Consider the following 20,335-nt stretch of genomic DNA (forward strand, 5'->3'; position numbering starts at 1 on the left):
TATGAGCACAGTATATTTAAATGGCAAGTTTATGCCGGCCAGCGAAGCGCGGATTTCACCAATGGATCGTGGCTTTTTATTTGGTGACGGTATCTATGAGGTGATCCCAACCTATCACGGCCGTTATGTTGGCTTTGCACCACATATCGCACGGATGCACGAAGGCTTAGCCGCGCTTAATATTCAACATGGTATGACCGAGCAGCACTGGCGCGAGCTTTGCGATCAGCTGCTCGAGCTAAACCGGCCAGTGCTGGGTGAGAATCTGGGCGTCTATATTCAGGTAAGCCGCGGTGCCGACACCAAACGTAATCACGCCTTTCCAACTGGTATTAGCCCAACCATTTTTGCTTACACCTTTGCCATCGCCGCCGAGCCGGTGCCGGATAAAACCAAGGTCAGCACCTATAGTGTGGTTACCGCCAACGACTTACGCTGGCAGCGCTGCCATATTAAATCCACCTCCTTGCTGGGTAATGTGCTGCACTATCAATACGGCGTGGAACAGGGCGCGCAGGAAACCCTGCTATTTGACCGCGACGGCAACTTAACCGAAGGCGCGGCAGTCAATGTGTTTGTGATTAAAAACGGCGAAATTGCCACCCCGCCACTTAGCAATAAACTCTTACCCGGCGTAACCCGCTTATTATTGCTAAAGATTTTACGCCAACATTCCAACCTTAACGTGGTCGAGCGCGATATTAGCTTCGACGAAGTGCTTAGCGCAGATGAAATCTGGCTAACCAGTTCCAGTAAAGAAATTGCGCCGGTGCTTAGTGTTAATGGCCAGCCGGTGGGCAATGGGCAGGTAGGCGATATCTGGCTGGCGGCGCAGCAGCTATTTAGCCAGTATAAGTATCAGTCTTAATCACGAAACAAATAGTACTTTATGGCTATACTTATTAGTGACAATGATCGTGGCTGCAGCAGGAAAAATCTGCGCTACAGCAATAAATTAGTAAAAAACGTTAAAAGCCTTGAAAATTTGCTTGCGCTTTAACAAAAAGCATCCAGAATGGATATTAGCCTTCGCGGCTATTCAAACTCAGGAGATGTTAAAATGAAACGTACACAACAGGGTTTTACCCTTATTGAATTAATGATTGTAGTTGCGATTATCGGTATTTTGGCGGCGGTTGCTATCCCTGCCTACAGAGAATATGTTGCGACTGCCTACGGTGGTCAAGCTATGAAAGGTGTTGCCGGATATGTGTCAAAAGCGCAAGCCTGCATTCAAACTGGTATTGCGTGTGACTCATTAAATACCGAAATTGGTGCTGATGGTAAAATTGCTTCAACACCTGCTACTATATTGCAAAATACCTCAGCTTCATTAGCTTACACTACTACAGGTTGCGTTATTACTGCAGCAATCACCGCTGACGGAGGCTTGAGTTACAGTATTGTAGCAGCAGCTGGTGGAGCTGCTACGGAAGCACAGTGCCGTAAAGGCGCAGGGTTGTAATCTCCCTAAGCATATAATTCAACCTGAACGTGTAAGTTCAAGTAGTAAACAAACCAGCCTAGCGCTGGTTTGTTCTCTTATTAAAAAGCAATGCTCTACTCTAAAACCTTCGATGGCAGATCTCAAACCTTCGGGGTCACCCATTAGCCTCTCGGTGTCAATAGCGTAACCAAACCCGCGCGCACGCCAGTGCGCGTATCTTTTATTCCTCGTAAACCAAAACTAACCTTCGAACCTTCGGGGTCAGATACCGAACCACAAGCCCGCCTAGTGCGGGTTTGTTTTTTGGCGCGTTAAATCAACCTTCGGGGTCAGATACCGAACGAAACCTTCGGGGTCAGATACCGAACAACAACCTTCGGGGTCAGATACCGAACCACAAACCCGCCTCGTGCGGGTTTGTTTTTTCGGCGCGTTAAATTGGCTACCCCTACCGCTAATGCGGTGTGTTAATAACTATCAGGCATAGTATAAGCAAGCGCAGTGACTGAGACCAACCTTCGGGGTCAGATACCGAATAACAAGCCCGCCTCGGAACCTTCGGGGTCAGATACCGAACCTTCGGGGTCAGATACCGAATAACAAGCCCGCCTCGTGCGGGTTTGTTTTTAGTGAGTGGGCTGGTCGTAACGCTCGCGTAGCTGGCCAACAGGCTGGAACCTTCGGGGTCAGATACCGAACAACCTTCGGGGTCAGAACCTTCGGGGTCAGATACCGAACAATAAGCCCGCCTCATGCGCAACCTTAGATACCGAATAACTAACCTTCGGGGTCAGATACCGAACAACAAGCCCGCCTCGGAACCTTCGGGGTCACCCATTAGCCTCTCGGTGTCAATAGCGTAACCAAACCCGCGCGCACGCCAGTGCGCGTATCTTTTCATCCTTACAAACCTATAACTGTCGCAGTTTAGTTCTCGTTGCTGGTTGCGATAGTTCGTAACCTTCGGGGTCAGATACCGAACTAACCTTCGGGGTCAGATACCGAAGCAACCTTCGGGGTCAGAACCTTCGGGGTCAGATACCGAACAATAAGCCCGCCTCATGCGGGTTTGTTTTTCTCAACCTTCGGGGTCACCCATTAGCCTCTCGGTGTCAATAGCGCAACCTTCGGGGTCAGATACCGGGAACCTTCGGTAACCTTCGGGGTCAGATACCGAACCACAAGCCCGCATCGTGCGGGTTTGTTTTTGCGTAGTTTTACGGGATGCACTTTGCTTAAATTACTTTCTGTATGTACACTAAATGTATGAACATCACCTATGATCCACAAAAAGATCTGAGGAATCAGACTGAACGCGGGATTTCACTGTCCGCGGCGGCAAACCTGGACTGGGATTCCTGGTTAGGTGCTGAAGACGTGCGTCGAGATTATGGTGAAGTGCGTTATCGTGGCTATGCCATTATGCCGGCTGAAAACAGGCTGTACTGTGTGGTGCATACTCATCGGGAAGATGCCATCCGCATTATCAGCTTACGTAAAGCGAATAGCAGAGAGGTCGCATTATATGAAGCAACAAAACAGACAACTTAATCGGCCAACGCCGGAAGAGGATCAGCAAATTAACGAAATGATAGCTGCTGATACAGATGATTTTGAAGCAACAGCCGATGACTTTGCGCAGTTTCAGCCACTGGCCAAAATGGGCCGCCCTAAAGCTGCGGTTAAAAAAGAAAGCGTAACGATTCGTTTGTCGCCTGAGGTTGTCGGCTATTTCCGTGCCAGTGGTAAAGGTTGGCAGACTCGGCTTGAACAGGCGCTAAAAGATTATATGCAATCACATCCCTGACCTTCGGGATTGACCTTCGGGGTCAGATACCGAACAACAAGCCCGCCTCGTGGAGAAACCTCACCTTCGGGGTCAGATACCGAACAACAAGCCCGCCTCGTGCGGGTTTGTTTTTTAAGAACCTTCGGGGTCACCCACTAGCCTCTCAGTGTCAATACCATAACCAAACCCGCGCGCACGCAAGTGCGCATATCTTTTCGCCCTGCAAGCCGAAAACCTTCGCACTTTGGTTCTCGCTGCTGGTTGCGATATATCGCACCAGTCCCCCATCAGGATCAAGGCTCTAAACTCACAAAGCGCGCTTGAAAGGCAACGCATTGGTGTGTATATTTACTACACACTAGCAAGTGAGGATATTGCTATGGTAAGCGACAGCCAGATAAGTAGCCACAAAAAGCGCACCAACCTATCTATTGATAGTCAATTATTGTTCGAAGCAAAGCTACTGAGCATTAATGTTTCGCAAGCTGCAGAAGCCGGGCTTGCACAAGCAGTTAAACTGCAAAAACAGCAGCGCTGGCTTAAAGATAATAGCCAAGCTATTGAAAGCTCAAATGATTTTGTTACTCATCACGGCTTGCCGCTTGCAAAGTACCGGCATTTCTAATGGCCCGCTTCGATGTCTATCTAACCAGTAGTAGCGGTTACTTACTGGATGTGCAAACAGATTTACTGGCTGGTCTGAACACCCGTGTAGTTGTGCCACTACTGCCTCTGGACAATGCACCTAAAGCGGCCAAACGCTTAAATCCTATTTTTGACATTAACAATCAAGCGTTTCTGATGGCAACGCAGTTTATGGCAGCCGTACCAGAGGCCGAATTGAAGCAGAAAGTTGGCAGTCTGATTGACCATCAACAAGAAGTATCTGAAGCGCTGGATATGCTGTTTGTTGGTTTTTAACCTTTTAAAGCTTCCGAAGGTTGGGTCCACCATTAGCCTCTCGGCGTCTATAGCAAACCTTCGGAGGCAAATACCGAACAATAAGCCAGGCAGTAAAATAGCGGGTTTAATCTTAGACACCGCTTGACAGCAAGTGGAAGTAAAAACGATTAAACAAAAAGAATTCAATGTTATGCGGCTTTGCTTTTTCCTAAGGAAGGGATCACTATCGCAAAATCGTCTCCGGTATAGCAAGCATACCGGAGACAGAGCCTAATACTTCTATACGTTACAGTGGATTACGGCGACGACGCAGCAATAGCAAACCAGAAGACAGCAGTAATAAGGTGAACGGAGCTGAAACTGGGCCAACTGGCGTACCATTAATAGTTACCGCATCAATCGCCAGGCCAGACTGGAAATTGTTGTCAGACCAGTTTACCACACCAAACTCCAGAAAGTAGCTGCCAGTATTGGCAATACTAAAGCTGGTATTTACCCAACCGGTATAGCCACAGCCAGCATTAAAACGGGTACCCGAAGAACTGCCTAATGGTGACCACACAGGTGCACCAGAAATAATTGGAACTGTTAATGGGTCAAGAGTGACACTGGGTGCAGGCATACTAAAGCCTGGTACTACAGAACCATTTGGTGTGGTTCGGGCCGTAAATAACAGCGCAACCTGATTGGCACTGCTATCCAATAAACGCGCCCAGGCGCAGTCACCATAGCCGGAACAGTCTGAAGTGATATAGTTAAAAGAGAAGCTTAGTACATCATCGACGCCGGCATTAAATAAGCCAAAGCGTAATACTGAGCCATTTTGCGGGCTACCAGATCCACCGACACCCGCCAAACTTAAGCCTACAACCCCACCAGAGCTAGAAACCCAGGCATAGTTACTACCACCGTTTGGTGCCAGAGTGACTACGCCGTCAGCGCTACTGGCGCCACAGCTACCCTGACAAGACCAGCTGGCTGGAATACCGATATCAAATACCGGTGCTGCTTGTACCGCACCTTACGCGGTCAGTAACAGCGAAGCTGCTACTGTAAATTGTGCTATTTTTGATTTCATTTTTAGGTGTCAGCTTATTTAACGAAATCTACAACAATATTGGCACCTTACAAATTAAGTAATTGATAATAATCAATAATTTTAATTGGCATGCTTCTGGCATTGTATTGAAGACATCACCTAACTCCCATTTAAAAGGACTTTATATGAACTTAAAAACGCTTTGCCTCGGTGCCTGCCTTACTATTTTTACTGCTTTACCTGCTTCAGCCGCTATTGTTAGTGGTTTCGACAGTGCCACTTTAGCCCGCAATGACGATGGCTCAACCGGTTTGGTAGATCTTGGTTTTACTGCAAATTTTTTCGGCGTTAACTTTACCCAGCTGTATGTCAATAATAACGGTAACGTGACTTTTGACAGTGCACTCAGCACCTTTACTCCTTTTAACCTGACTGCGACCAACCGGCAAATTATTGCGCCCTTTTTTGCTGACGTTGATACCCGCAATAGCGGTAACCCTGTGACTTATGGTCAGGGTTTATGGGATGGCCGTAACGCCTTTGGCGTAAACTGGATTGATGTCGACTATTACTCCAGCTCGGCTGCACATACCAATAAAAATAGCTTTCAGCTAATCCTGGTTGATCGCTCTGATATTGGTGCAGGTGATTTTGATATTATTTTTAACTACGACAAAATTCAGTGGGAAACCGGTACTGCCAGTGGTGGCAATGCGGATGGCTTGGGCGGCAACTCTGCGCGGGCTGGCTTCTCTAATGGTACCGGTCTGGCCGGCACTTTTTTTGAGCTAACCGGTTCAGCCATTAACGGCGCCTTTTTAGATGGCGGCCCTAATGCACTGATTAGCAACCGCCTGAATAGCAATCTTGATGGTCGTTATATCTTTAATGCCCGTAATGGCAGTATTGATCCGACACCTAATCCGGTACCGGCTCCAGCCAGCCTGGCCTTACTTGCTGCGGGCTTGTTGTTATTGCGGCGCCAATCAGGTCGTTAGTCTCAGGCTTGTTAATACGGCTGAAATCATGCAAACCGATGCAGTGTTAGTAAAATGCTGCATCGGTTCTTCATTTTTTGCCGCCAGGTAAATAAATCAATTACCGCCTTTTCCTGCACAAATTTTCTGCGCCTTTAGCTTGTATAAATTGGATTTTTCTAACATATTAGCCGTTGTTTGTATCTCAGGTCCAAGGACGGCTTATGTCAGACTCTTCACTGCTTTTATTTGAAGAAAGCCCCACAGTTAGCGGTAATAATAAAGATTGGCTTAGTCATATTAAAATTGGCCAGCGTTTCGACCTTGAACTGCTAAGCCAACGTAAAATCCGCTGCCTCTGCGAACTACTGGGTTATCGAGCCGGTAAATATGCGAGTCTTTGGGGTCAGGTCTTGCTTTTTGCCCCAAATCCCAAACTGCGATACTGAACTATCAACCCCCCAGAGCTCTGTTAATTTTAAGCTGCAACAGACCAATGATCGTCAACTTCTTCCAGTTTTAATTGAATACTTTGTGCTGCAGCTTGGGCTTCAGTATCTGCGAGTAAATCCAGAAAGTAGCTAACCGGGTTATTCTTTTGCTGGCTTTCCATATACAGTGAACGTAAAGCTGCATCTGTGGTTCTGGGAATACTTGACTCGCCTTTCTCATAGCGGGCGATCGTTTGTTCCGTCACACCGAAACGTGTTCCTAAAGTTTTTTGCGATACGTTCATTTCAATGCGCAGGAACCTAAATTCCTGATGAGTTAGCGGTTTTGGACTATCGATAATAGCGTTAGCAATAGTTTTGTGCAGACCGTTCATGTCGTCAATGCTGGTGTATTCCTCACCGTCCAATGTCTCTACGGTAAAGCCATTAACCAGATACACGTTCGGCAAGCCACTTTCAGTGTAATGATACATAGAGATCTCCTTAACTAATCCAAACTGTCACAAGGACAGAGCTTGGTGAATGCTGATGATTTTTCAGCGCAACAGCCAGTTCTATCATTGTCCCCGCCGCCATCCCTTTTAGATTGAATTTCCAGTCGCCATTCGTTTCCTGATACGGTCCTTCACGGAATACAGAATGTCTGCTTTTCAACAGCGTCAATATTTGACCGGTAGTTACATCTCGTTCCTGCATCCGCTCTTTGACGTGTTTACTCCAGCGGATCCTGTCCGTGTGATGTTCAGCCAAATTATTGATGATCTGCCTGGCCGTTCCTTCTGTCAGAGGAAACTCATCTACTCCTTGAGGTTCAGTGTTGCTCATGAATCACCTATCAAGTTGACACCTATCATTCTGATAGGCTGCATGCGCATTGTCAATCATTGTTATCCACTCACTCCTCAAACCTTCGGGGTCACCCATCAGGATCAAGGCTCTGGACTCACTGCGTCCGGCCCCTGGCTACTTGTAGCCCCAGAAAACCCTCTGTTCTCCCGCCTGTCCAAGAGATGCAGCTTTGCTGCGACAGAATCATGGTTTTAAACCAACCCCTTTATGGCTCAGGCAGCAGGCGATGTTACAGCAAACAAGGTAAAATCATCGAACAAACCTTAATGACGTTACATGCACTAGAGTTTATGGTCAGCTATTTAGACCAGTTTGACCTGATGCTGGTTTAAACGTCCGTTCATCGCTATAATAAAAATTGAATATTTATGGTTTCAGCACGTTTATCTATATTGGAGCGACTATGCCAACTTGCTGGATCATTGCAGGGCCGAATGGAGCGGGTAAAACTACCTTTGCGATGGAGTTTTTACCAGAAGTCGCCAAATGCCATAATTTTATTAACGCAGATTTAATAGCGGCAGGCTTGTCACCATTAGCACCAGAGAAAGAGTTACTGAATGCCAGCAGGTTATTTCTTGCAGAAATACAAAACCGTATTAAAGCGAGAGCCTCATTTGCATTTGAAACAACTCTGTCAGGCCGCACTTATTTGAAATTAATAAAACAATTGCAAGCGGATGGCTGGAAAGTAGAATTGATCTATCTTGCTCTTCCAAATAGTGATATATCACAGCTCCGTGTTGCTGAACGTGTAAAACATGGCGGTCATAACATACCGCTACGTGATATCAAACGTCGCTTTCCGCGAAGTTTGGTTAACTTGCTATTACATTACTCGCCTTTGGTTGATCACTGCCAATGTTATATGAACGCCGATGATGAGCCTGTGCTTATATTTGAACAGCAAGGCCAAGTTCGTCTCATTAAAGAGCCTACTCTTTTTGATGTTTTAATTCAGGGAGCTGCTTATGACTAGCCAAGATGTTGGAAAATATACAGTTGAAGACACACACAATGCTTTACGTAATGCGGTTCGTAAAGCATTAGAGAGAAAAAAGAAACTTGGTCATTACAGTGTAATGTGGCAAGCTAACCGACTGGTTCTTGAGGGGCCAGACGCACCCGTTTTAACAAATCAGAGCACCTCGGAACCCCAGGGCTAAAACCTTTTTTTCGGGGTCTTTCGGGGTCAGATACCGAATAACAAGCCCGCCTCGTGCGGGTTTGTTTTTAGTGAATGGGCTGGTCGTAACGCTCGCGTAGCTGGCCAACAGGCTGGGCCTTACAGTTGTATTTTCTGGAATCAGGGACTAGTTATTCAGGCTTACTGAGATACAGAGTATAAAGAATATCAGCCAGTTCTTTCTCGTTGATCTCATCCAGTACTACGGCAACCATAACATCAGCTAACGCATCATTATCGGTCTGAATTTCATAATCGTTCAGTGACAAATACTCTAAAGCTACGGCTAATGCTGTTCGTTTGTTAGCATCAGGCATAGCATGAGCAATGGCGATTGATTTTGCGTATTTAGCTGCAATTTCAAAAATATCATCGAGTTGCTCATAAAGGATGGCGTTATCAATGCGCCCTAATGCCCCACGAAGCTTGTTTAGATCAATGCTCCCCCTCATGCCTGGTTCCCGGCTTAATATATGAGCGTTGATTTCAACGACCCGCTCAAATGGGAATAGCATAAGCTCCATCACATATCAGCCAGTTTTTTAAACGTTTTAGCGTGGGTTCGAAGTACCAACTTCGTTTCAGAAAGAACGATCTGCTGTCCTTCCGCACCGGTTAAATCCAGCTGCTTTTTAGGCTTGATTTTGGGACGTTGTACCAATTGCAGACCCAACTGTTGTATTTTAGGGTTCATCGTTATTTCCTGTACGTAGCTCAGAGTTTATTCTCTATCTAAAAATAGCTTAAGTTTATATTATCGACGGAATGTGCGCCAGCAGGTGCCATCGAGGCATCAAACCTTCGGGGTCAAACCTTCGGGGTCAGATACCGAACAGCAAACCAACCTGCGTGGCAAACCTTCGGGGGCAGATACCGAACCACAAGCCCGCCTCGTGCGGGTTTGTTTTTTCTGGCGCGTTAAATTGGCTAACCCTACCGCTAATGCGGTGTGTTAATAGCTATCAGGCATAGTATAAGCAAGCGCAGTGACTGAGACCGCTTAGCGCCAAGACAAATTGTCAATAAGCTGCTAACCTTTGCTTTATGAAAGCCATCAATTGGAATGCGGACAAGAATCATCTACTGATGACTGAACGTAATTTGTCATTTGAAGATGTGCTATTTTCGATGCGCCAGGGCTTAATTCTGGATGATCTGATACATCCAAATATCGCAAAGTACCCTAACCAGCGTATCATGGTTGTGCAAATCGGCCAGCAAGCTTGCTTAGTCCCGTATGTAGAGACCGAGCATGAACTTTTTTTGAAAACGATTATTCCAAGCCGTAAAGCAACCAAGCAGTATTTGAGGTAAATTCTATGCACGATCCAAAATATACCGCTGATGAACAGGACCTTATCAATGATTTTGTGGCAGAAGAACTGATTTCAGATTTTTCCCCTGAGCGGAAAAATGCACTAATGCAACTCGCTGCCAATAATATCGAACAAGACCGAAAAATCAGTGTGCGGATTTCGGTACGTGATTTGGAAGTTATCCAGCGGCGAGCACTTGAGCAAGGACTACCTTATCAATCGTTGGTAAGTAGCATCCTGCATAAATATGTTTCTGGTGCTTTTAAAGAGGTAGAGCGCTGAACCTTTTTTTCCGGACCTTCGGGGTCAGATACCGAACAGCAAGCAACCTGCGTGGAGCACTTAAACCAAAACTTGAAAAACCAAGTTATTTAAACAATATTTAACATTATTTAAATAACAAAACCGTTATGCCGCGACAACCACGTTTTAGCTTACCCGGGTATGCACAACATATTATTCAGCGGGGCAACAATCGTCAGGTCTGCTTTTTCACCAGGCACGATTACACTGTTTACCTTGAAAGGCTGCAGCACTATGCCCAGCAGCATCAGGTCGCTATCCATGCCTTTGTACTGATGACGAATCATGTACACTTACTGGCAACCCCGCAGTTAGAAAATAGCCTGAGCCTGATGATGCAAGACTTGGGGCGTTATTATGTGCGGCACATAAATAAAAGCTATGGCAGAACCGGTACTCTCTGGGAAGGAAGATATAAAGCAACCTTGGTTGATAATGATCGCTATGCTTTAGCCGTTAGCCGTTATATTGAACTTAATCCAGTTAGAGCCGGTATGGTTGATCATCCTGCAGCTTATCCATGGTCAAGCTATCAGGCGAATGCATTAGGTAAAACCATTCAACTTTGGCAGCCATTACCGGCCTATTTGGTTTTGGGTGAGACTGCAGCACAACGTCAACAAAGTTACCGAGAGCTTTTTTCACAACCTTTTTCGGATAAAGCGCTGGCGGAAATACGCTTAGCCAGCCAGGGTGAGTGGGTTCTTGGCAGTGAACACTTCAAACAGCAGATAAATGCGCAGCTTAATGTACAGAGATCAATCACACCAAGCAGAAAACAACCTACTTATTCGGGACCGGTCAATGAAGAGACTTAGGTGTTAGATCCCGAAGAAGCTCCCGCTTGCTCACTCAGGTTTTTGTTACTACAATAACTGATATAACATCGAAAATTCGGATGCACGTTTGCACATTACTTACGATCCTGAAAAAAATCAGCGTAACATTAATGAGCGAGGTTTAGCTTTTGATGATGCGGCATTTTTTGAGTTTGCCACAGCATTAATTGCAAAGGATGATCGCAAAGAGTACGGAGAAATACGCTACTCAGCATTAGGCATTTTGGATGGCCGCGTGCATGCTTTGGTGTTTACACTAATTCCAGATGGCATTCGGGTTATCAGTTTTCGAAAGGCCAATAAAAGAAAGGTACAGCGCTATGGCACAGTTAAATAGACCATTAACTACAGAAGATGGTGAGCTGCGTGACGATCTGACAAAAGAAGAGCTGGATCGTTTCAAACCCGCATCTGACGTTTTACCGGCAAAAGTACTGGCACAATTAAATCGTGGTGGTCGTCCTATATCTGATAACCCTAAAGTGTCGACGACAGTTCGTTTTGATGCAGATGTTTTAGCTGCTTTCAAAGCAACCGGAAAAGGCTGGCAAACCCGGATGAATAATGCACTAAAAGAGTGGCTGGCTACGCATTAACCTTTCGGGGTCAGATACCGGACTAGATTAGATACCGAACCAGGTTCTTGTTTTATCCTGGAACAGGAATCACTATCGCAGATTCGTCTCCGGCACAGCAAGCATACCGGAGACTCAGCCTAATACCGGCAAGCTCTACAGCAGATTACGGCGACGACGCAGCATTAGCAAGCCAGAAGACAACAGTAATAAGGTAAAGGGAGCTGATACTGCACCAACGGGCGTACCATTAATAGTTACAGCATCAATGGCTAGGCCAGACTGGAACATATTATCAATCCAGTTTACCACACCAAACTCCAGAAAGTAGCTGCCAGTACTGGCAATGCTAAAGCTGGTATTTACCCAACCGGTATAGCCGCAACCGATATCGTAGCAAGTCCCAGAAGAGCTTCCCAATGGAGACCACACAGGTGCACCAGAAATAATTGGAACGGTTAATGGGTCGAGAGTGACACTGGGTGCAGGCATACTAAAGCCAGGCACAATAGAACCACTTGGCGCAGTTCGGGCAGTAAATAATAAAGCTACCTGATTGGCACTGCTATCTAATAAACGCGCCCAGGCGTAGTCAGCAAAGCCGGCGCCGTCTGAGGTGATATAATTAAAGGAGAAGCGCAGTACATCATCAACGCTGGCATTAAACAAACCAGAGCGTAATACTGAGCCATTCTGCGGGCTACCAGAACCACCAACACCGGCTAAGCCTACACCTGCGACGCCGCCAGAGGTAGAAACCCAGGCATAGTTATTACCACCGTTTGGCGCCAGAGTGACTACGCCGTCAGCGCCACTTGCACCGCAACTACCCTGACAAGACCAGCTAGCCGGAATACCGATATCAAATACCGGTGCCGCCTGTGCTGCGCCCGAGGCGGCGAGCAGCAGCGAGGCTGCGATTGAAACTTTTGCTACTTTTGAGTTCATTTTTGCATCCTTGTTAAAAAAGCAGCAATGCAAAGCAAAAACTAAGCCAACCAAAATTAAAAAATTAGATGGCTGTTTTTATTGAATTTAATTAAACACGCTAACCAAGTAACCCGGCGTCATGTCAGGCAATGTAAATAAAGCTGACATTATTGCTAATTCCAGGAAAGGCGGCTTGCACTACTCGATGCATATTTCGCTAACTAGTATTAAAACTACCGCTAAGTGGAGACACTTTATCTGATCTTACTTGAACTTAGCGGAAAAATTACGCATATTAGTAATGTGTTAAAATCATCGGTCCAGGGATGGCTATGTCAGACTCCTCACTGCTTTTATTTGAAGAAAGCCCCACTGTTAGCGGTAATAATAAAGATTGGCTTAGTCATATTAAAATTGGCCAGCGTTTCGACCTTGAACTGCTAAGCCAACGTAAAATCCGCTGTCTCTGCGAACTACTGGGTTATCGAGCTGGTAAATATGTACTTTTTCGCCTGGAAGAAGACACTGTGCCGGATGCGTTACTGGTCACAGGCTTACCTTTGGTTTGCCGATTTCTGGTTGAAGATGCGTTGGGCGAGTGCTTTGCCTTTCGCAGTGAACTGCTACATATTATCCGCTTTCCGGATAAAGTGATCCTGATTAACTTTCCACAAACCGTGCAACGCAGAGCCTTGCGCAACGAAAAGCGCAGCAGTATTTATCTTAACGCCAGCTTGCAACTGTATCTTGGACAAGCCAGCACCCCTGCTGTCGTACCTGGCCAAATTATTGATATTTCGAAAAATGGCTGTCGCTTTCTATTTAGCACCACCTATAAGCCGGAGCAGATCCGCCTTGCGGATGTCATTATTCAGCTTGCCGATACGCAGGCCGGCTCACCACAAACCCTAAGTGGTACGATACGCAATGCCAGAATAGATGAGTATGGCCTGACTGCCGGGATCCAGTTCGCTACGCCACAAACTACCTTGGTTAACAAACTGGCCGATATTAATCCGGCTGCTGCGGGCCTGGCACTTCAATACCGCCTGGCTGGTCAACCCGATATTCCGTCCTGAGGCAGCCGCGGTCAAAGTACCGCTGAAAGACTGGCACAACCTAAAGTGCCAGCTACACTAAAGGTAACATCAAAACCTGTAAGGAGTTTTGCTATGCGCAGTCTTCCTTTAACGCTGGTTCTACTGTTAACACTCTTTTTGCTGGCTTGCCAGCCAGCAGCTGAACATAACAAGGTCGAAGATACAACAACCACAGTTGCCGCCCAACCTGTGCCGGGCTGCATCCTTAGAGCAGGCTTTGACGCCTGGGAGCCCTATCACTATCTTGGTCAGGGCGAACAAGCGCAAGGGTTGGATATTGAAATTTTGCAAGCAGTTGCTGCAGAGCTTAACTGTGAGCTAACACTGCAACAAGATACCTGGGCTGCCTTGCTGGCGCGCTTACAAAGCGGCGAACTTGATATTTTACCCGGTGCCTCGCGCAGTACCGAACGTGAGCGCTACGCCTGGTTTGCCGGTCCCTACCGGCAAGAACAGTTTGTGCTGTATGGCCGTACTGAAGCCACACTAAATTTCCCTAATGTGCTGGCCCTGGTGGCTGCAGGCCATAAGGTTGGCCTGGTCAGCGGCTATTATTATGGCGCTGAGATTGATGAGTTATTAGGGCAGCAACCCGATGCTTTTGTCAGTGCTCAACTTAGTGAATTAAATATGGCGCGTTTACTGGATGAGGAAATCAGCGCCCTATTGGAAGACAGTATGGTCGCTACTGCCATCTTGCGCCGCAAAGGGCTGGATCGCTATATTAGCGCCACCGCTATCAGCTTGCCGGCCTCGGATGTCTATCTGATGCTAAGCAAGGCCAGTATGGGTGAGGCGCAGCTACAGGAGATTACTGCCGCCGTCAGCCGCTTACAACAAAATGGCAAGCTAACACAGCTAATCCGGCAATATCAGCGCTAACTCTGTTTGAAACGTACTGGCAACAATTTAACTGAGTTTTTTTACACTCTAACTTTTACGGCACAGCCCGTGTAATAGCAGGCTGTGCCAGCAGGGATCAATATAGCAGTAAACCTTGAATAACTAAGGGATACTGGCATAATCAGACGTATCTGATAATTGAATATTTTCTGGGATATATAGCCGGTTATGGCAGTAAATACCAACTCTACCTTACTTAAGCGCTTAATTCAGCAGGGCTTTATCGATGGCGATAAAGCGCAGCGGCTGGTGGTAGAAAAATCCCGCCAATACAAAACTTTACCAGAACTCCTTATCGCTGAAAAATTACTGGATGCCAATACGCTGGCAGAAGTGGCGGCCAGTGTTGGTAATCATCTGACCTTAGATCTGGAGCATTTTAATCCGGCTTCAATCCCCGATGAGCTGCGTAACGAAAAACTAACCCGCAAAACCGATATGCTGCCACTCAGCAAGCGTGGCCGTACCATGTATCTGGCAGTAGTTGACCCGACCAATATCGCCGCCATCGAAGACTTTGAATTTAACGCCGGCATGAATGCTGAAGTCGTGGTAGTTAACTACGATAAGCTACATAAACTGGTCGAAAAACTCTTTGAAAATGCCTATAACAGCCTGGGTGGCGGGGATAGTGACTGGGATCTCTCCGCTATGGGCGTGGTGGAGGAAGCGGATGACGAAGGCGTTTCTGCGCAGCCTGATAAAGAAGACCAGCCGATTATTACCTTTATCAATAAAATTCTGTTGGATGCTATCCGCAAAGGCGCGTCCGATTTGCACTTTGAACCCTATGAAAAAGCCTATCGCATTCGCTTTCGGATTGATGGCATTTTAAATGAAATCGCCAGCCCACCCGTTGCATTGGCAACCCGTTTATCGGCACGGTTAAAGGTAATGTCGCGACTGGATATTGCAGAAAAACGTATTCCGCAGGATGGCCGGATTAAACTTAAACTCTCCGCCAAAAAATCGATTGATTTTCGCGTTAGCACCCTGCCAACGCTGTGGGGAGAGAAAATTGTAATGCGGATCCTCGACTCTGACAGTGCGATGCTGGGCATTGATGTGCTGGGTTATGAGCCGGAGCAAAAACAGCGTTATCTTGATGCGCTGGCGCAGCCGCAAGGGATGATCCTGGTTACCGGTCCTACCGGTAGCGGTAAAACGGTATCGCTATATACCGGCTTAAATATTCTGAATACTGAAGAAACCAATATTTCCACCGCGGAAGATCCAGTCGAAATTAACCTGCCGGGGATTAACCAGGTACAGGTTAATCCGCGCGCCGGTCTGACCTTTGCTTCAGCCCTGAAAGCGTTTTTACGGCAAGATCCTGATGTGGTGATGGTGGGGGAAATCCGGGATTTGGAAACCGCTGAAATCGCCATTAAAGCGGCGCAAACTGGCCACCTGGTATTATCGACGCTGCATACCAACTCCGCACCAGAAACGTTAACCCGCTTACTGAATATGGGCGTACCAGCCTATAACGTGGCCAGCTCGGTCTCGCTGATTATTGCACAGCGGCTGGCCCGCCGGCTCTGTCCCAAGTGTAAGCAGCCGGAGCATATTCCGCCGGCCGAGCTAATTCGCCAGGGTTTTCGCGAAGATCAGCTGGACAAAATAACCATTTTCAAACCTGTTGGCTGTGAGCATTGTACCGGCGGCTATAAAGGCCGGGTCGGTATTTATGAAGTGATGCCAATTAGCCCGAAGATGGCCGATATTATTATGGAAAACGGTAATTCATTGGATATTGCCAGCCAGGCCCAGCTTGAAGGCATTAATAACCTGCGCCAATCCGGCCTGATTAAAGCCGCGGCCGGCGTAACCAGTCTGGCCGAAGTAAACCGGGTGACGAAAGGCTAAAGGTTTGTTATAAGGTAGCTTTTGGCCACTATACTCTAGTTATTCAGGCGGTTCGCGCATACAAGGAATCAGCAAATGGCGCAGTCAACAAAATATAAAATTAAAGAACTGCAGGTCTTTCTCTATAAAGGGATTAACCGCAAAGGCGATAAGCGAAATGGCGAAATAAAAGCCACCAGTATTGCTGAAGCCAAAGCATTGCTACGCCAGCAAGGTGTCACCCCTTCTGCGGTGAAGAAAAAGCCGAAATCACTCTTTGGTGACGAAAAACGTATTAGCGCCATGGATATCGCGGTGGTGACCCGGCAAATTGCAACTATGTTGGGTGCAGGGGTACCGCTGGTGCAATCTATTGATCTGATTGCTAATGGCTCGGATAATAAAAGTTTACGGGCGCTGATGCAAAAAATCTCGGTAAAAATTCAGGCTGGCTTACCGCTATCCGATACCTTACGCGAACACCCCAAGTATTTTGATGATCTGTACTGTGATTTAGTTAAATCCGGTGAGCAATCCGGTGCTTTAGATAAAATCTTTGACCGTATCGCCATCTATAAAGAAAAAGCGGAAGCGTTAAAATCGAAGATTAAAAAAGCGATGTTTTATCCTGCTGCCGTTATGGTTGTCGCAGGTATTGTTACGTCTATATTATTAATTTTTGTCGTACCACAATTTGCCGAGATTTTTGGTAGCTTTGGTGCCGAACTGCCGGCCTTTACCCTGTTTGTATTGGGGATTTCCGAGCTAATGCAGCAATATTGGTGGGTAGTGTTGGCTGCAGTAGTAATTGCCGCTTACCTTACTGCCAAAGGTTATCGTAATAGCCTGAAATTTCGTACCGGCTGTGATGCGATGCTATTAAAGGCACCAATTTTTGGCATGATTCTAAATAAGGCAGCTGTTGCCCGCTTCGCCCGTACCTTATCGACCACCTTTGCTGCCGGCGTGCCCCTAATCGAAGCGCTGGAATCTGCCGCCGGTGCCTCCGGCAATGAAATTTATAAAAAAGCCATTTTGGATATCCGGGATGAAGTATCTTCCGGTAACCAAATGCATTTTGCGATGAAACAGACTAACCAGTTCCCGGAAATGGTAGTACAAATGGTCTCAATTGGTGAAGAATCCGGCTCACTGGATAGTATGTTGGCCAAGGTGGCCAATATTTATGAACAGGAAGTTGATGATGCTGTCGATGGCCTGACGGCGCTGCTTGAGCCGCTAATTATGGCCGTGCTAGGCGTGATTATCGGTGGTCTGATTATTGCGATGTATCTGCCAATCTTCCAGATGGGTAATATTGTCTGATGATGGAGCTGATTAACTTACTTACCGCTAATATGGCAGTGTTTCTGTTACTGGTGTTTATCTTCAGTTTAATGATTGGCAGCTTTTTAAATGTCGTAGTTTACCGGCTACCCAAGATGATGGAGCTGGAATGGCAAAGCGAATTTCAGGCCTATTTTCAACCAGAGAGCCAAAGTGCCGCACCCGCCCGCTATAATCTGGCGGTACCGCGCTCGGCCTGCCCCAGTTGCCATACCCCTATTGCGGCGCGGGATAATATCCCGCTGTTAAGCTATCTGTTATTAAAAGGTCGCTGCCGGCATTGTCAGGCGCCAATTAGCCTGCGTTATCCGGCGGTAGAGCTGCTGACCGCACTATTAGCAACCCTGGTTGCCTGGCAGTTTGGCCCTAGCTTGACTACCTTGGTGTTAGTTATTGTTACCTTTGGTTTGGTGGCGCTCACCTTTATTGATATTGATAAGATGCTGCTACCCGATCAGCTTACTCTGCCGCTGCTGTGGTTAGCCCTGCTATTTAGCCTGACCGATGCAGCCCTGGTAGACCCTGCCAGCGCCATTGTCGGTGCTGCGGCCGGTTATCTTAGCCTCTGGTCAGTCTATTGGGCCTTTAAGCTGCTTACCGGCAAAGAAGGTATGGGCTATGGTGATTTTAAACTACTGGCGGTATTTGGTGCCCTGCTTGGCTGGCAACAACTGCCACTGATTATTTTATTGTCCTCTCTGGTTGGCGCAGTGATCGGTGCCTCGATGCTGGTAATTCAGGGTAAAGATAAAGCCACCCCTATTCCATTTGGCCCCTATATTGCTGCCGCCGGTTGGATTGCCCTGTTGTGGGGTGAACAACTGACTAACGCTTACCTGGCCTATCTGGGCTTATGAGTGCGGTTACCGGCAAGCTGCTGATTGGCCTGACCGGTGGTATCGGCAGTGGTAAAAGTACTGTTGCCGAGGCATTCCGGGAGCTGGGTGCCGGCTATGTCGACGCCGATCAGGTAGCACGGCAGGTGGTCGCACCAGGTTCTGTCTGCCTGCAGCGCATTGTTGAGCACTTTGGCCCGCAGATCCTCAATAGCGATGCCAGTCTTAATCGCCCACTGCTGCGCCAGCTGATTTTTAGCGATGCCGCAGAAAAACTCTGGTTGGAACAATTACTGCACCCGGCGATCCGCGAGCAGCTGTTTCAGCAATTAAAACAGTTAACCACGCCCTATGCGCTGCTGGTGGCGCCATTGCTGCTGGAGAACCAGCTGGATCAATTTACCGATCGGGTGTTGGTAGTAGATATTAGCGAGCAAACCCAGCTAAGCCGCACCATGACACGGGATCAGAACAGTGCTGAACAGGTAAAAGCCATTATGGCGAGCCAGCTTAGTCGTAGTGCCAGACTGGCGCGGGCCGATGATTTGCTGGACAATAACGGCAGCCTGGCGCAACTTATTGAACAAATTCAGCATTTACATGAAAAATATCTTGAACTTAGCCAGGAAATAAGACACAAAGAGCAGTATGACTGCTGAAATAGTATACGAACATCCGCTGAATAATAAAATCCGTACCTATCTGCGGATTGAGCATCTGTTTACCCAATTGTCAGCGCTGGGCCAGCAAGGCGGTGAAGCGCAGCAGCTCAGTTTCTTTACTACCCTGTTTGCGCTGATTGATGTGCTGGATCGCTCAGATATAAAACCCGATCTGCTAAAAGATTTAGAGCGCTGTGAGAGTCAACTGGTGCTCTGGTCACGCCACCCTTCAGTATCCGATCAGAAGTTACAGCCCTTACTGCAGCAAGCGCTGCGCTTTCAAACCGAATTACTCCGCGCCGGTAAATTAGCCCAGGCGTTAAAAGAAGATAAGTTCCTGGCGCCGTTACGCCAGCGTTTTGCGCTACCCGGTGGCTGTTGCTATTTTGATGTACCGCAACTGCAGTACTGGCTTAGCCTGCCAGAGGCCGAACAGCGACAACAGTTTAGTGACTGGCTAAGCCAGCTCGCACTGACCGAGCAGGCGCTGGCCTTTGTGCTGAATTTTATCCGCCAGCGTGGCGAATTTACACAGATTGAAGCAGAGAATGGCTTCTTTCAGCAAAACGCTGAACAATTCGAGTTGCTGCGGATTAAATATAGCCACGCCTGTTGTTCCTTCCCCACCGTCAGCGGTAACAGATACCGCTATGCGATCCGCTTTATGCAATTATCAGAGCAGGATGGCCGTAGCGCCTGTGCCGAATCGGTTCAATTCCAGCTCGCCTGCTGCTAAACCTGCGCCAGCAGCTAATTTCTGCTAGAATCGCGCAGCTGTTGTCTGAAAGGAGCCGTTATGACTGCGACCGTATTATGTCCAACTTGCCAAAACACAGTTGTCTGGTCTGCTGCCTCACCGTTTCGCCCGTTTTGCTCTGAGCGCTGTAAGTTAATTGATTTGGGCGACTGGGCAGCGGAAAACCACCGTATTGCCGATAAAAGCAGTATTGATCCTGAGTTGTCAGAGCAATTTCTGGCTGAACTGGAGCAGGAGATGCTGGCAGCGGATAACCGCTTTTTTAAAGACTAAGACA

Annotated in this window: 28 protein-coding genes; 22 read left to right on the forward strand and 6 right to left on the reverse strand. The window is 47.3% G+C overall.

Annotated elements, in window-relative coordinates; all coding sequences use genetic code 11:
- Position 1 precedes the first annotated feature (1 nt).
- The 6 genes from A9165_RS03630 (at position 2) to A9165_RS03655 (ending at position 4,157) form a co-directional block, all read left to right on the forward strand.
- Positions 2-868 carry a D-amino acid aminotransferase gene (locus tag A9165_RS03630; RefSeq protein WP_065954935.1) on the forward strand — a complete coding sequence of 289 codons (867 nt, stop codon included), beginning with the start codon at positions 2-4 and terminating at the stop codon, positions 866-868.
- Positions 869-1,060: 192 nt separating this feature from the next.
- Positions 1,061-1,465, forward strand: a complete 405-nt coding sequence (locus A9165_RS17180; RefSeq protein ID WP_008984688.1) for a prepilin-type N-terminal cleavage/methylation domain-containing protein — start codon at positions 1,061-1,063, stop codon at positions 1,463-1,465.
- 1,248 nt (positions 1,466-2,713) lie between these two features.
- A complete protein-coding gene (locus tag A9165_RS03640) occupies positions 2,714-2,998 on the forward strand; it encodes a BrnT family toxin (RefSeq protein ID WP_065954936.1) in 285 nt (94 codons plus the stop codon).
- Complete coding sequence (locus A9165_RS03645; protein WP_008606753.1) at positions 2,973-3,254, forward strand: BrnA antitoxin family protein; 282 nt, start codon at positions 2,973-2,975, stop codon at positions 3,252-3,254. The genes A9165_RS03640 and A9165_RS03645 overlap by 26 nt, the downstream gene beginning before the upstream one ends.
- A gap of 361 nt (positions 3,255-3,615) precedes the next feature.
- Positions 3,616-3,861, forward strand: a complete 246-nt coding sequence (locus tag A9165_RS03650) for a type II toxin-antitoxin system CcdA family antitoxin (RefSeq protein ID WP_065954937.1) — start codon at positions 3,616-3,618, stop codon at positions 3,859-3,861.
- A complete protein-coding gene (locus A9165_RS03655; protein ID WP_008606750.1) occupies positions 3,861-4,157 on the forward strand; it encodes a CcdB family protein in 297 nt (98 codons plus the stop codon). The genes A9165_RS03650 and A9165_RS03655 overlap by 1 nt, the downstream gene beginning before the upstream one ends.
- A 268-nt stretch (positions 4,158-4,425) precedes the next feature.
- Here A9165_RS03655 and A9165_RS03660 read toward each other — a convergent pair whose 3' ends face one another.
- A complete protein-coding gene (locus A9165_RS03660) occupies positions 4,426-5,130 on the reverse strand; it encodes an NF038132 family protein (protein ID WP_218060728.1) in 705 nt (234 codons plus the stop codon).
- Positions 5,131-5,363: 233 nt separating this feature from the next.
- Here A9165_RS03660 and A9165_RS03665 point away from each other — a divergent pair, with 233 nt between their 5' ends.
- A complete protein-coding gene (locus A9165_RS03665; RefSeq protein WP_065954938.1) occupies positions 5,364-6,176 on the forward strand; it encodes a nidogen-like domain-containing protein in 813 nt (270 codons plus the stop codon).
- Between the two features lie 457 nt (positions 6,177-6,633).
- Here A9165_RS03665 and A9165_RS03675 read toward each other — a convergent pair whose 3' ends face one another.
- Both A9165_RS03675 and A9165_RS03680 read right to left on the reverse strand, forming a co-directional pair.
- On the reverse strand, positions 6,634-7,080 hold the full coding sequence (locus A9165_RS03675; protein ID WP_008606759.1) for a helix-turn-helix domain-containing protein: 447 nt from the start codon (positions 7,078-7,080) through the stop codon (positions 6,634-6,636).
- A 10-nt stretch (positions 7,081-7,090) separates the two neighbouring features.
- A complete protein-coding gene (locus A9165_RS03680) occupies positions 7,091-7,432 on the reverse strand; it encodes a DUF4258 domain-containing protein (RefSeq protein ID WP_039924875.1) in 342 nt (113 codons plus the stop codon).
- Between the two features lie 427 nt (positions 7,433-7,859).
- Between A9165_RS03680 and A9165_RS03685 the strand changes: the two genes are divergently transcribed.
- A complete protein-coding gene (locus A9165_RS03685; protein WP_008606755.1) occupies positions 7,860-8,435 on the forward strand; it encodes a zeta toxin family protein in 576 nt (191 codons plus the stop codon).
- Positions 8,428-8,622 (forward strand): hypothetical protein, encoded by a 195-nt coding sequence (locus tag A9165_RS03690; RefSeq protein ID WP_008950236.1) that lies wholly within the window; start codon positions 8,428-8,430, stop codon positions 8,620-8,622. The genes A9165_RS03685 and A9165_RS03690 overlap by 8 nt, the downstream gene beginning before the upstream one ends.
- Positions 8,623-8,773: 151 nt before the next feature.
- Here A9165_RS03690 and A9165_RS03695 read toward each other — a convergent pair whose 3' ends face one another.
- Together A9165_RS03695 and A9165_RS03700 are read right to left on the reverse strand one after the other, a co-directional pair.
- On the reverse strand, positions 8,774-9,157 hold the full coding sequence (locus tag A9165_RS03695) for a type II toxin-antitoxin system death-on-curing family toxin (RefSeq protein ID WP_369799931.1): 384 nt from the start codon (positions 9,155-9,157) through the stop codon (positions 8,774-8,776).
- Positions 9,158-9,165: 8 nt separating this feature from the next.
- Positions 9,166-9,336 (reverse strand): hypothetical protein, encoded by a 171-nt coding sequence (locus A9165_RS03700; RefSeq protein ID WP_008950244.1) that lies wholly within the window; start codon positions 9,334-9,336, stop codon positions 9,166-9,168.
- A 392-nt stretch (positions 9,337-9,728) separates the two neighbouring features.
- Here A9165_RS03700 and A9165_RS03705 point away from each other — a divergent pair, with 392 nt between their 5' ends.
- The 5 genes from A9165_RS03705 (at position 9,729) to A9165_RS03725 (ending at position 11,696) form a co-directional block, all read left to right on the forward strand.
- On the forward strand, positions 9,729-9,956 hold the full coding sequence (locus tag A9165_RS03705) for a toxin (RefSeq protein ID WP_255365632.1): 228 nt from the start codon (positions 9,729-9,731) through the stop codon (positions 9,954-9,956).
- A gap of 5 nt (positions 9,957-9,961) precedes the next feature.
- Positions 9,962-10,240: a CopG family antitoxin gene (locus A9165_RS03710; RefSeq protein ID WP_008606764.1), complete on the forward strand. Its 279-nt coding sequence runs from the start codon at positions 9,962-9,964 to the stop codon at positions 10,238-10,240.
- A gap of 128 nt (positions 10,241-10,368) precedes the next feature.
- Positions 10,369-11,079: a transposase gene (locus tag A9165_RS03715; RefSeq protein ID WP_065954942.1), complete on the forward strand. Its 711-nt coding sequence runs from the start codon at positions 10,369-10,371 to the stop codon at positions 11,077-11,079.
- A gap of 88 nt (positions 11,080-11,167) precedes the next feature.
- Positions 11,168-11,437 (forward strand): BrnT family toxin, encoded by a 270-nt coding sequence (locus A9165_RS03720; protein ID WP_065954943.1) that lies wholly within the window; start codon positions 11,168-11,170, stop codon positions 11,435-11,437.
- Positions 11,421-11,696: a BrnA antitoxin family protein gene (locus tag A9165_RS03725; protein ID WP_008606745.1), complete on the forward strand. Its 276-nt coding sequence runs from the start codon at positions 11,421-11,423 to the stop codon at positions 11,694-11,696. The genes A9165_RS03720 and A9165_RS03725 overlap by 17 nt, the downstream gene beginning before the upstream one ends.
- A gap of 135 nt (positions 11,697-11,831) precedes the next feature.
- Here the strand turns inward: A9165_RS03725 and A9165_RS03730 are convergent, their stop codons facing one another.
- Complete coding sequence (locus tag A9165_RS03730) at positions 11,832-12,623, reverse strand: NF038132 family protein (protein WP_065954944.1); 792 nt, start codon at positions 12,621-12,623, stop codon at positions 11,832-11,834.
- 314 nt (positions 12,624-12,937) lie between these two features.
- Between A9165_RS03730 and A9165_RS03735 the strand changes: the two genes are divergently transcribed.
- The 8 genes from A9165_RS03735 (at position 12,938) to yacG (ending at position 20,331) form a co-directional block, all read left to right on the forward strand.
- Complete coding sequence (locus A9165_RS03735) at positions 12,938-13,684, forward strand: PilZ domain-containing protein (protein WP_065954945.1); 747 nt, start codon at positions 12,938-12,940, stop codon at positions 13,682-13,684.
- Between the two features lie 93 nt (positions 13,685-13,777).
- On the forward strand, positions 13,778-14,587 hold the full coding sequence (locus tag A9165_RS03740) for an ABC transporter substrate-binding protein (RefSeq protein ID WP_065954946.1): 810 nt from the start codon (positions 13,778-13,780) through the stop codon (positions 14,585-14,587).
- Between the two features lie 189 nt (positions 14,588-14,776).
- On the forward strand, positions 14,777-16,477 hold the full coding sequence (pilB, locus tag A9165_RS03745; RefSeq protein WP_008606741.1) for a type IV-A pilus assembly ATPase PilB: 1,701 nt from the start codon (positions 14,777-14,779) through the stop codon (positions 16,475-16,477).
- A gap of 75 nt (positions 16,478-16,552) precedes the next feature.
- The gene (locus tag A9165_RS03750) at positions 16,553-17,782 is read left to right on the forward strand and encodes a type II secretion system F family protein (RefSeq protein ID WP_008606740.1); all 1,230 of its coding nucleotides are present in this window, start codon (positions 16,553-16,555) and stop codon (positions 17,780-17,782) included.
- Positions 17,782-18,660 carry an A24 family peptidase gene (locus A9165_RS03755; protein WP_065954947.1) on the forward strand — a complete coding sequence of 293 codons (879 nt, stop codon included), beginning with the start codon at positions 17,782-17,784 and terminating at the stop codon, positions 18,658-18,660. The genes A9165_RS03750 and A9165_RS03755 overlap by 1 nt, the downstream gene beginning before the upstream one ends.
- Positions 18,657-19,298 carry a dephospho-CoA kinase gene (gene coaE, locus A9165_RS03760; RefSeq protein ID WP_008606738.1) on the forward strand — a complete coding sequence of 214 codons (642 nt, stop codon included), beginning with the start codon at positions 18,657-18,659 and terminating at the stop codon, positions 19,296-19,298. The genes A9165_RS03755 and coaE overlap by 4 nt, the downstream gene beginning before the upstream one ends.
- Entirely contained in the window at positions 19,288-20,037 is a 750-nt protein-coding gene (gene zapD / locus A9165_RS03765) for a cell division protein ZapD (protein ID WP_065954948.1), read from the forward strand. The genes coaE and zapD overlap by 11 nt, the downstream gene beginning before the upstream one ends.
- Before the next feature lie 60 nt (positions 20,038-20,097).
- Entirely contained in the window at positions 20,098-20,331 is a 234-nt protein-coding gene (yacG, locus tag A9165_RS03770) for a DNA gyrase inhibitor YacG (protein ID WP_065954949.1), read from the forward strand.
- Positions 20,332-20,335: the final 4 nt, after the last annotated feature.

The organism is Alishewanella sp. HH-ZS (assembly GCF_001704375.1).
In the GTDB taxonomy this organism is placed as follows: Bacteria; Pseudomonadota; Gammaproteobacteria; order Enterobacterales; family Alteromonadaceae; genus Alishewanella; species Alishewanella aestuarii.

Coding starts and splice junctions, on each gene's coding strand:
- A9165_RS03630 (WP_065954935.1), top strand. CDS start 2: ATGAGCACAGTATATTTAAATGGCAAGTTTATGCCGGCCAGCGAAGCG.
- A9165_RS17180 (WP_008984688.1), top strand. CDS start 1,061: ATGAAACGTACACAACAGGGTTTTACCCTTATTGAATTAATGATTGTA.
- A9165_RS03640 (WP_065954936.1), top strand. CDS start 2,714: ATGAACATCACCTATGATCCACAAAAAGATCTGAGGAATCAGACTGAA.
- A9165_RS03645 (WP_008606753.1), top strand. CDS start 2,973: ATGAAGCAACAAAACAGACAACTTAATCGGCCAACGCCGGAAGAGGAT.
- A9165_RS03650 (WP_065954937.1), top strand. CDS start 3,616: ATGGTAAGCGACAGCCAGATAAGTAGCCACAAAAAGCGCACCAACCTA.
- A9165_RS03655 (WP_008606750.1), top strand. CDS start 3,861: ATGGCCCGCTTCGATGTCTATCTAACCAGTAGTAGCGGTTACTTACTG.
- A9165_RS03665 (WP_065954938.1), top strand. CDS start 5,364: ATGAACTTAAAAACGCTTTGCCTCGGTGCCTGCCTTACTATTTTTACT.
- A9165_RS03675 (WP_008606759.1), bottom strand. CDS start 7,080: ATGTATCATTACACTGAAAGTGGCTTGCCGAACGTGTATCTGGTTAAT.
- A9165_RS03680 (WP_039924875.1), bottom strand. CDS start 7,432: ATGAGCAACACTGAACCTCAAGGAGTAGATGAGTTTCCTCTGACAGAA.
- A9165_RS03685 (WP_008606755.1), top strand. CDS start 7,860: ATGCCAACTTGCTGGATCATTGCAGGGCCGAATGGAGCGGGTAAAACT.
- A9165_RS03690 (WP_008950236.1), top strand. CDS start 8,428: ATGACTAGCCAAGATGTTGGAAAATATACAGTTGAAGACACACACAAT.
- A9165_RS03695 (WP_369799931.1), bottom strand. CDS start 9,157: ATGCTATTCCCATTTGAGCGGGTCGTTGAAATCAACGCTCATATATTA.
- A9165_RS03700 (WP_008950244.1), bottom strand. CDS start 9,336: ATGAACCCTAAAATACAACAGTTGGGTCTGCAATTGGTACAACGTCCC.
- A9165_RS03705 (WP_255365632.1), top strand. CDS start 9,729: ATGACTGAACGTAATTTGTCATTTGAAGATGTGCTATTTTCGATGCGC.
- A9165_RS03710 (WP_008606764.1), top strand. CDS start 9,962: ATGCACGATCCAAAATATACCGCTGATGAACAGGACCTTATCAATGAT.
- A9165_RS03715 (WP_065954942.1), top strand. CDS start 10,369: ATGCCGCGACAACCACGTTTTAGCTTACCCGGGTATGCACAACATATT.
- A9165_RS03725 (WP_008606745.1), top strand. CDS start 11,421: ATGGCACAGTTAAATAGACCATTAACTACAGAAGATGGTGAGCTGCGT.
- A9165_RS03730 (WP_065954944.1), bottom strand. CDS start 12,623: ATGAACTCAAAAGTAGCAAAAGTTTCAATCGCAGCCTCGCTGCTGCTC.
- A9165_RS03735 (WP_065954945.1), top strand. CDS start 12,938: ATGTCAGACTCCTCACTGCTTTTATTTGAAGAAAGCCCCACTGTTAGC.
- A9165_RS03740 (WP_065954946.1), top strand. CDS start 13,778: ATGCGCAGTCTTCCTTTAACGCTGGTTCTACTGTTAACACTCTTTTTG.
- pilB (WP_008606741.1), top strand. CDS start 14,777: ATGGCAGTAAATACCAACTCTACCTTACTTAAGCGCTTAATTCAGCAG.
- A9165_RS03750 (WP_008606740.1), top strand. CDS start 16,553: ATGGCGCAGTCAACAAAATATAAAATTAAAGAACTGCAGGTCTTTCTC.
- A9165_RS03755 (WP_065954947.1), top strand. CDS start 17,782: ATGATGGAGCTGATTAACTTACTTACCGCTAATATGGCAGTGTTTCTG.
- coaE (WP_008606738.1), top strand. CDS start 18,657: ATGAGTGCGGTTACCGGCAAGCTGCTGATTGGCCTGACCGGTGGTATC.
- zapD (WP_065954948.1), top strand. CDS start 19,288: ATGACTGCTGAAATAGTATACGAACATCCGCTGAATAATAAAATCCGT.
- yacG (WP_065954949.1), top strand. CDS start 20,098: ATGACTGCGACCGTATTATGTCCAACTTGCCAAAACACAGTTGTCTGG.